Origin of the sequence: Bacteroides sp. 2201st1_D9_2201SCRN_220225 (genome assembly GCF_040928965.1) — a bacterium.
GTDB lineage: Bacteria > Bacteroidota > Bacteroidia > Bacteroidales > Bacteroidaceae > Bacteroides > Bacteroides stercoris.
Genome location: NZ_JBCODG010000084.1, coordinates 9,455 through 18,280 on the forward strand (window position 1 = coordinate 9,455; position 8,826 = coordinate 18,280).

Below are 8,826 nucleotides of genomic sequence, written 5' to 3' on the forward strand. Positions count from 1 at the left end.
GTTCCGTGGGGTTGGGCGGGATAGTTCCGCCGGGCAGGATGTTGAGGTTGGCAGACAGGTCCGAAGACTGTATCATGCTTCGCAGGTCTGTACTTTGCGGAGCAACCAGATATTGGGTGATACCGCGTTCCTTGTGCGAAATATGGAATACTTTGTTCAATCCCGGCTTGCGGATATCAAGTCCCACAATGACTACTTTCTTACCCAATAGCGCCAAGCTGACAGCGAGGTTGGAGGCGATGAAAGTCTTTCCTTCGCCACTTGTGGTGGAGGTGACGAGAATTACTTTCTTGTCAGGGTCGCCCAACATGAAAAGCAGGTTGGTGCGCAGGCTGCGGAAAGTCTCTGCCATGATGTCGTTGTCGTTTTCGCGGACGGCGATGGCGTACTTTTCATCGGAGTCGTTCAAGGGAACATCGCCGATAACAGGAACACGCGTAAGTCTCTCGACATCAGAATGTCCTTCGATGCGGTAGCTGAGCAGGCTCAGTATATAGATGATGGCAACCGGAATGCCGAAACCGAGTACCAGGGCTGCCAGGTAAATTATCTTTTTATTGGGCGATATGGGTACATCATCCGCCAATGCGTCATCTATGATTTTAGCGTTGTTGGCGGTGGCGGCAAGCGCGATATTGTTTTCTTCGCGTTTCTGCAACAGCATCAGGTAAAGCCCTGCCTTGATTTCCTGCTGGCGCTGGATGCTGACAAAGCGGCGTTCCTGTGCAGGAGCATTGCTGATTTGACCGGCATATTTGCCTGCCTGGCGGTCGAGGTCGGCTTTAGTGATGAGCAATCCCTTGTATACGCTGTTGATGGTAGTCAGAAGGCTGGCATGCATATCGTCGATATTGCTGTCGAGCCGGCGGATTACGGGGTTGGAGTCGGAAGAAGTACGGCGAAGCCGGTTGCGCTCCAAAATCAATGCATTATATTGGGATATTTGCTCTGTAAGCGATTTGTCATTTAAACCTACATTAACCGGAAGAGTAGTATTGGCATTTTCCGGTTTTTTGAGATAATCTGACAAATATTGTATCAAATTTAATTGTGTGCCATTTTCTACACAGAGTTTTTCGTATGCTGATTTTTCAGCAACAGCAAGTTGTGCATCACTACTAAGGTCGGTCAGCCCGGATTCCCGTTTAAAATTTTCTAACTCTTGTTCTGTTGTTCCTAACTCCTGATTGATGACAGAAATACGTTCATCAATGAAGTGGGCGGTATTTTGAGCTACTTCATTTTTATCATCATTGGCATCACGATTGTACATTTCTACCAATTTATTGATAAAGTCCTCACCACGTTTTTTATTTGTGTTTTTTATTGATATGGTAGCTACAGAAGTTGTTTTACTGGTAGGTTCTATAGAAAGTGCACTACGATATCCTTTAGCTATTGCAAGTGGATGTGATATGGTAATATCAAGGTTTACATCTTCTACAATAGGTACTTGTTGATTTTCTATAAAAGTAATAACACCTTTCTCGCTAGATAATACGGCGGGAAATTCTGTAAAAGTTTTATTTATTTTTTTTTCGTTGTCATTTCCTTTGTCGGTAATCATATTTACATTCAGATTCCCATTTTTTTGATAATTAATGGTAAGCTGTATAGGCGCATTAAGCGTTTCTGCATCTTTAAAGGAATAATGAACAAGTATGGGGGATGCTCCATAAAGGTCTGTGGTCTTAAAACCTTTGTTTCCCCAATAATTAATGTATAGTCCTAACTCATTAACCACATCCTTTATTAAGGATTTACTTTGTAAGATTTCTATTTCGTTATCAATGTTCTTGGATGGGTTAAGCAGCCCTAAATCTTCCAATCCCGAAAATTCATTTCCCATTGTTCCACCTTTCTTTTCATCTTTGATGATAACAGAGGCAGTTATATTGTAGATAGGAGTACTTTGTTTTAGATAAATCCATGCACATGCTATGCAAATAATGATGGAGGCAATAAACCAAGGCCAACGGATGATATATTTAAAAAGGATGGCTTTAATATCTGCCTGTTCCTCTTTTTCTTCTAATATGTCGTCGTAAAGTTCTTCTTTCATAAAATCTTGAATAAGTTATAATGGTGATTCTGTCCGGTTGTTGTTATTTGACGATTGTAGTAATTAAACTTGCCAATGAAACAAGTGTTCCTACTATACTAATCCATATGGTGGTACTATTGCTTATACCGGAATTCTTGGAAATTGTTTTATTGGGAGTGACATAAAGTATGTCATTCTGCTGCAAATAGTAATAGGGTGAATTGATGATATCACTGTTATTCAAGTTTAAGGTAATGATTTCGCGCTTTCCCTGATTGTCTTCCCGAATCAGTTTTACTTTGTCGCGGATGCCATATACGGTCATATCTCCTGCCATGGCAAGTGCCTCGAATATGTTTACCTTTTCATTGGAAATAGTAAATGTACCCGGACGAGAAACTTCACCTATCACAGATATTTTATAGTTAAACATGCGTACTGTAACAATAGGAAGTTCACGAAATTGGGGCTGTAATTTTGTTTTTATCAATTGTTCCGCTTCGCTTTTTGTCAGACCACCTACGTGAATATTGCCGATAATCGGAAAATCTATATTACCTTCATTGTCTACTAAGTACTGTTGTAATACTGGCTGGTTTACTAAGTAGCTGTTACCTTTCTCCATTGGACTTGTCACCGTCAAATTGAACGGTATCGCCAATTCCGGTTCTTCGGGGCAACTCACTACGATAGTAAGCAGGTCTTTCGGCATGATGCGTGCATCATACAACGGCATATCAGCCGTGCCGGTATCTCCGGCGGCAACTTCTTGCAGTGCATCCTGAAGATAAGGAACTTTTTTATAGCTTTGACACCCTGCCAGCAATAGCGGCAACAACAATAAAATAATCAGACTTTTTCTTTTTCTCATGTGTTTTGATTTTTAACTCTCAGCTTTCAACTCGTTTTAGTAGGCTTCTTTTTCTCCTTTTACCGCATTCTTCACGGTTTTGTAGATAATGTACAGGTCGAGCATGAATGTCCAGTGTTCCAGATACCAGATGTCGCGCTCCACACGTCCTTCCATCTGCCAGAGTTCCTTGGTCTCTCCACGGAAGCCGGTGACTTGCGCCCAACCGGTGATGCCGGGTTTGACAAGGTGGCGTACCATATACTTATCAATCAGCTTGGAGTATTCTTCGGTATGTTTCAGCATGTGCGGGCGGGGACCTACTACGGACATGTCGCCTAACAGGACGTTGATGAACTGCGGCAGTTCGTCGATGCTTGTTTTGCGCATGAAATTGCCCAGACGGGTTTTGCGCGGGTCGTTTAAAGTAGCCTGCACCTTATCGCTGTCCTTGTTGACACGCATGGAACGGAACTTATAGCACCAGAATTCCTTGTTTTCCTCGCCGCTGCGCTTCTGCTTGAAGAAGATAGGTCCGGGCGAGGTTATCTTGATAGCCAGTCCTATTATGATGAAGATGATAGGAAAGATTGTGCATAGGAACAATAGTGAGAACACGATGTCGAACAGGCGTTTTGCCAACCGGTTTTCAGGTTGCGCCAACGGTTCCTGACGAATATCCAGTACGGGTACGCTTCCTATCAGTTCAAGGTGCATGCGCCGTTTCAGGTAATTGCGTACATTGGGCACGCTGTAAAAATGAATCAGATTGTTTTCGCAGTAGCTAATGATAGGCATTATCTCTTTGCTATGCGAGGAAGCAAGACCGCAGTACAACTGTTCGGCCTTACTTTTCTTAAGATAAGGGATTACTTCTTGGGGAGTGCCCAGATAGCGGCATTCCTTCGGATAATTGTCGGAAGGATGCTCGGCAAAATAGCCCACTACCTTGAAGCCGGAAGTAGGGTCGGCGGTCATCTCTTCGTAGAGTTCGACCATATTGGAACCATCGCCCACAAGTGCAACAGTACGACGGTTGCCTCCCTTGCGGCGGTATATCTTAACGAAATGCCTGAATATAAGTCTGTATAATACCAGCAGTGCAAGGAATGCCGTATAGAATATAACGAGGAAGCGTGTGGACAAGCTGCCGAAATGCACCAGCGTGATAAGGCTGATGAATACTACTGCATGGCAGAATGTATTGCGTACGGCACGCATTACGATGTGGTCTGCACGTACAATGCGGCGGTGAAGCACGACTCCTTTGGAATAGTTACATAAGAGATAGACCAAATTCAACAATACCAACAATTGCGGCAGTGAATCGGAGAGAAGGATACGCTGGGTATCTGTGTCCAATACATAGTACAAGGTTACAAAGAGTGCATTGAGAATGCATAAATCACCGGCAATGATGATGCTCTTGATAATTTTGTTGAAACGCAAAATTTGTTTCATGATCTTCGTAATGTCCTATCAATCATTGAATTTTTGTAAATAAAATAATTGATTTTCCTGTCTTATTTGTTATGATTAATTATGGGTTCTCTTACTTACAAGGTAAGAGATGGCCTATTCCCTTACTTACAAGGTAAGAGAACCATTATTCCGTTTGCAAAGGTATGAAAAATATTATCATTACAAGCAAAAAAATATTTATTTTTAAATCTCAAATCCCCATCATAACTACTCATAAAAAGGCATAAAACATATTTTTAAAGTATTAAATATTTACATATTTCATTGAATACATCGCTTTTGTTTAACAAAGTTTCAAAAATGTCATTTCGCTTCCATGCCTTTATAGAAGCATAAGGGATACAATAGGAAAAGTGCTTTTCATGTTATTATAAAAAGCTTTTTTACAGTATTTTATTCATTCTCTTACCTTGTAAGTAAGAGAATGAACTATCTATGAAACAATTTTATATAGCAAGTAATATTAATTTACATGCTGTTTTTTATTCTATTCCCCCTTTTTTCTCTTTTTCTTTTTGGCATGGATGGTGGAAATAACCTTCCGGTTGGCTTTGCTCATTGCATTATTGTTAAAAGAAGAGAGGTATACGTGTGTTACCTTTTCGGAACTGTGTCCCAGTCCTTCGCTTATCATGGCGATGGCTACTCCTTCTTCTTTGGCGGTGGTGGCCCAACTGTGGCGTGCCACGTAGGAGGTGAGCGGCACACTCAGGCGCAGCATCTTGGATAGCCGGTGCAGGTGCTGGTTGTAAAGACGCAGAGCGCTTTTGTACTGCCGGTAGCCTTCCGGACCGACCGCTGAGAGTATGGGCAGAAGGTAAGGAGAGGGGGAGTGCTTGTCGGTGTAGCGTCGCAGAATCTCGGCGGCGTACGGTTCGAGGTAGACCGATAGCTGCTGGCGGGTCTTGCGGCGGTAGTAGTAAATGGTGTTGTGCTTCATGTCCGTTTTGCGGAGATGAACCAGGTCGACAAACGGAATGCCTCTCAGGTAGAAGCTGAGCAGGAATAAATCGCGGCTGAAGCGCAGGTGGGGAGAGTGTTCCAGATTCAGTTGCGAGAGACGCCGTATAAGGGCGGGGGAGATGGCACGTTTGGCGGTAGGTTCGTAGCCGGTGAATACGAAGCGGAACAGCTCGTCGGCAGGTATCGTATCGGGAATGCCTTGCTGGTATGCCTGGTTGAATATGGAACGCAGCATGCGCATATAGGCGGAGATGGTATTGTGGCGCCGGCCTTTCTGTAACAGGCTTTCTTCGTATCGTTTTATCATTCCCGCCGTCACTTCCTTGAAGGTAAGGGGGATGTCGCCGGTAAAATTCCGGAAACTGTTGATGGCGCCGGAGTACAGGTTGGCTGTGCCGTAGCGGCCGGCGCTTCTGGCTTCTTCGATTGCGCTTTGCGCAAAAGTGTATATGGTAGTCATAATCTGAATTTTAAGTTGGATAATGAGCTTGATAACAAGCTATCTCAAAAAAAGATTTGAGATAAGACAGGTTTAAGAGCCTGCTTAAATTTTGTTCAGCTTCTTTGGGAAGTTCTTCTTGAAGAAAATTTAAAAGGACTCCGTATATAGAAAGGGTAAATTTCTATATGGATTCAGATTATGACCGGTCCGGGCATTCCCGTAAAAATCAGAGTATGCCCGAACGTACCCGGCTTAAGGTTTCGGGAGTCATCAACAGATAGGAGGCGATGTGCGACAGAGGGGCGCGCTTGATGACTTCCGGCTGCTGCTCCATCAGCTGGCTGTAGCGTTCGCGTGCTGTCTCGAACCGCCAGGAATCGGCTTTGATTTGTGAAACAATAAGGGAATATTCGAGTATCTTGCGATAGAACATATTGATTTCCCACGATATTTCGGTAAGAAGCATCAGCTTGTCATAGGGCAGCAGGTAGACCACGCTGTCTTCGAGCGCTTCAATCATGAGGTGGGTGGGCTCTTTCTTCAGCGTGCTTTCAATGCAGATGACGATGCATCCTTCATAAGAGAAATGTTCGGTGACGTCTTTTCCGTTTTTGTAATAGAACTGGCGCAGCATGCCTTTGCCGACGAGTACGATATTATGGCTTACCTGTCCCTCTTTCAGTAGAAGTTCGCCTTTTTCCACTTCTCTGCGGACCAGGATTTCTTCCAATTGCCGTCTGCCTTCGGGCGCCATGCCGGGATAGCGGGAGTTGACGGTGGCGTTCACTGTTTCTTTGAGTAATGTGTCCATAACGGTTATGCAGGTTTGGGTGTCATTTAGCGTGGCAAAGGTAGCAAAAAATATTTGATATGTGTCAAGTTGTTCTCCCTTTCCTTTCCGTATCTTTGCGCGATTTTTATCATAGCGCTTCTACAACAATGATACAGCAGGAGAATCTGAAGAAACGGCTTGCCAGACTGGCGGCTCCCATTTTCATAGAGACATTATTAATTATGATGCTTGGCGCGGTGGATACCGTTATGCTGAGCCGCCATTCGGACAACAGTGTGGCTGCCGTAGGGGTGGTCAATCAGATTATCATGCTGACTTTTCTGGTGTTTGAGGTGATTAATCTCGGTACTTCCGTGCTGTGTTCGCAGTATATCGGCGCACGGCTGCATAAACAGGTGGTGCAGGTGGTGGGAGTATCTCTTCTGGTGAACTTCGCGGTGGGTGTAGGCATCAGCATGCTGCTGTTCGGGTGTGCGGAGCCTATCCTGCGGCTGATGGGGCTGGGGCCCGAACTGATGCAGGACGGTATGGATTATATGCGTATTGTAGGGGCGTTCGCCTTTTTTCAGGCATTGTCGCTAACTCTTTCCGCTTCGTTGCGCAGCGCCAACAAGGCGGTGTATCCGATGCTGGTGACGGTGGTGGTGAATGTGTTGAATATAATAGGCAACTATTCCTTGATTTTCGGACGTTTCGGCTTTCCGGAATTGGGAGTGGAGGGGGCGGCCATCTCTACGGCTTTCAGTAGAGGGGTGTCCATGGTGATTCTGTTTGTAATCTTGTTCCGCAAGCATATCCACCGTTTCCCGCCGGCTTACTTCCGTCCGTTCCCTTGGGTGGAGTTGAAGAACCTGATGAAGGTGGGGCTGCCTTCTGCCGGCGAGCAGCTTTCTTACAGTTCGTCGCAGGTGGTGATTACTTATTTCATTAACATGCTGGGAGTGGAAGCGCTTGCCACGCGTACTTATTGTGTCAATATCATCATGTTTGCTTATCTGTTCAGCATTTCCATGGCACAGGGCGGGGCGATATGCATCGGGCATCTGATAGGGGAGAAGAAACCGCGGGCGGCTTTCCTGATGGGGAAATATGTAATGAAGAAGTCGGTGATGATAACCGTGATTCTGTCTTGTATTCTTGCTCTTTTCGGGCATGTTATTTTCGGCTGGCTGACGTCCAATGCCGAGATTATAAAGATGGGGGTTACCATTCTGGTTATCGATATTGTGCTGGAGATAGGGCGTCCTGTCAATATCTTCGCGACGAATGCGCTGCGTGCGGCAGGCGATGTGAATTATCCGTTCTATGTAGGGCTGGTGGTGATGTGGAGTGTAGCCGTAGGACTTGGCTATCTGTTCGGCATTCCGTTGGGTTGGGGCATTTGCGGCATGTGGGTAGCGTTTTTGCTGGACGAAAATATCCGCGGGGCTATTTTTGTGCGCCGTTGGTACAGCATGAAATGGGCAAGCAAGAGTTTTATAAGATAATGCTTGGGGAGGAAAGTCCGGTTTTCTTTATGGGAAGTAAACGGGGTGTGTACCGGTAAAGATAGGGAAACTGAACGGGGATACTCTAAAAGGTGTCTGAGAAAATACTTTTTGAAGAAAAATTAAACAGCGTATTGTGTTTTGAGTGTTAGCGTGTTATCTCTTTTCCTGCAAAAATACTGAAAAAAATATGCGGGAAAGATTTGCATAGTCCAAAAGTTTGCCATACATTTGCACCGCATTTGAGAACAAATGTTGGTTACTAAGGAAGTTTGGGTGAGTGGCTGAAACCACCAGTTTGCTAAACTGACGTACGGGTAACCGTACCGGGGGTTCGAATCCCCCAGCTTCCGCAAGGAACTGAAAGCATCGGTCTGAAAGAACCGATGCTTTTCTAAAAAAAACTTGTTGGTGGATTCGTCTAACGGTTAGGACACATGCCTCTCACGCATGCAATACGAGTTCGATTCTCGTATCCACTACAGTAAAATTTGTTTATGCACTCTTAGCTCAGTTGGTAGAGCAACTGACTCTTAATCAGTGGGTCCAGGGTTCGAATCCCTGAGGGTGTACGAATCAGAAAAGTAAATTGAAGAAAAGCTCTGAAAATCAATGATTTTTGGAGTTTTTTCTTTTATGAATTCCTACAAAATATAAAAACAGGGTTTCTTTTTAGGCACGGAATACAGGGTCAGCGGATTTCCCCGGTTGGCAAGCTTTCTTTTAAGCGTATAGCCTAGCCAGTCTGAACATGAAGAATTTCAG

The 8,826-nt window shown here is 44.6% G+C and carries 6 protein-coding genes and 3 tRNA genes; 4 read left to right on the plus strand and 5 right to left on the minus strand.

Annotated features, from left to right (window positions below; genetic code table 11):
* From AB5903_RS19460 to AB5903_RS19480, 5 genes are all read right to left on the minus strand, one after another.
* The coding region (locus tag AB5903_RS19460; protein ID WP_368118127.1) for a GumC family protein at positions 1–2,062 on the minus strand (2,062 nt) is incomplete at its 3' end.
* Positions 2,063–2,105: 43 nt separating this feature from the next.
* Complete coding sequence (locus AB5903_RS19465) at positions 2,106–2,915, minus strand: polysaccharide biosynthesis/export family protein (protein ID WP_117908031.1); 810 nt, start codon at positions 2,913–2,915, stop codon at positions 2,106–2,108.
* Between the two features lie 36 nt (positions 2,916–2,951).
* On the minus strand, positions 2,952–4,355 hold the full coding sequence (locus AB5903_RS19470) for an undecaprenyl-phosphate glucose phosphotransferase (protein WP_118207444.1): 1,404 nt from the start codon (positions 4,353–4,355) through the stop codon (positions 2,952–2,954).
* 508 nt (positions 4,356–4,863) lie between these two features.
* A complete protein-coding gene (locus AB5903_RS19475; protein ID WP_117899389.1) occupies positions 4,864–5,799 on the minus strand; it encodes a site-specific integrase in 936 nt (311 codons plus the stop codon).
* A 208-nt stretch (positions 5,800–6,007) separates the two neighbouring features.
* Positions 6,008–6,592, minus strand: coding sequence for a Crp/Fnr family transcriptional regulator (locus AB5903_RS19480; RefSeq protein ID WP_117899388.1), 585 nt, complete (start codon positions 6,590–6,592; stop codon positions 6,008–6,010).
* A 128-nt stretch (positions 6,593–6,720) separates the two neighbouring features.
* On the opposite strand from AB5903_RS19480, the gene AB5903_RS19485 reads away from it, so the two are divergent.
* From AB5903_RS19485 to AB5903_RS19500, 4 genes are all read left to right on the plus strand, one after another.
* Positions 6,721–8,061: an MATE family efflux transporter gene (locus AB5903_RS19485; RefSeq protein WP_117858445.1), complete on the plus strand. Its 1,341-nt coding sequence runs from the start codon at positions 6,721–6,723 to the stop codon at positions 8,059–8,061.
* 266 nt (positions 8,062–8,327) lie between these two features.
* A tRNA-Ser gene (locus AB5903_RS19490) sits at positions 8,328–8,414 on the plus strand.
* Positions 8,415–8,471: 57 nt separating this feature from the next.
* A tRNA-Glu gene (locus AB5903_RS19495) sits at positions 8,472–8,543 on the plus strand.
* A 17-nt stretch (positions 8,544–8,560) separates the two neighbouring features.
* Positions 8,561–8,633: transfer RNA gene (locus AB5903_RS19500), tRNA-Lys, on the plus strand.
* The last annotated feature ends 193 nt before the right edge of the window (positions 8,634–8,826 follow it).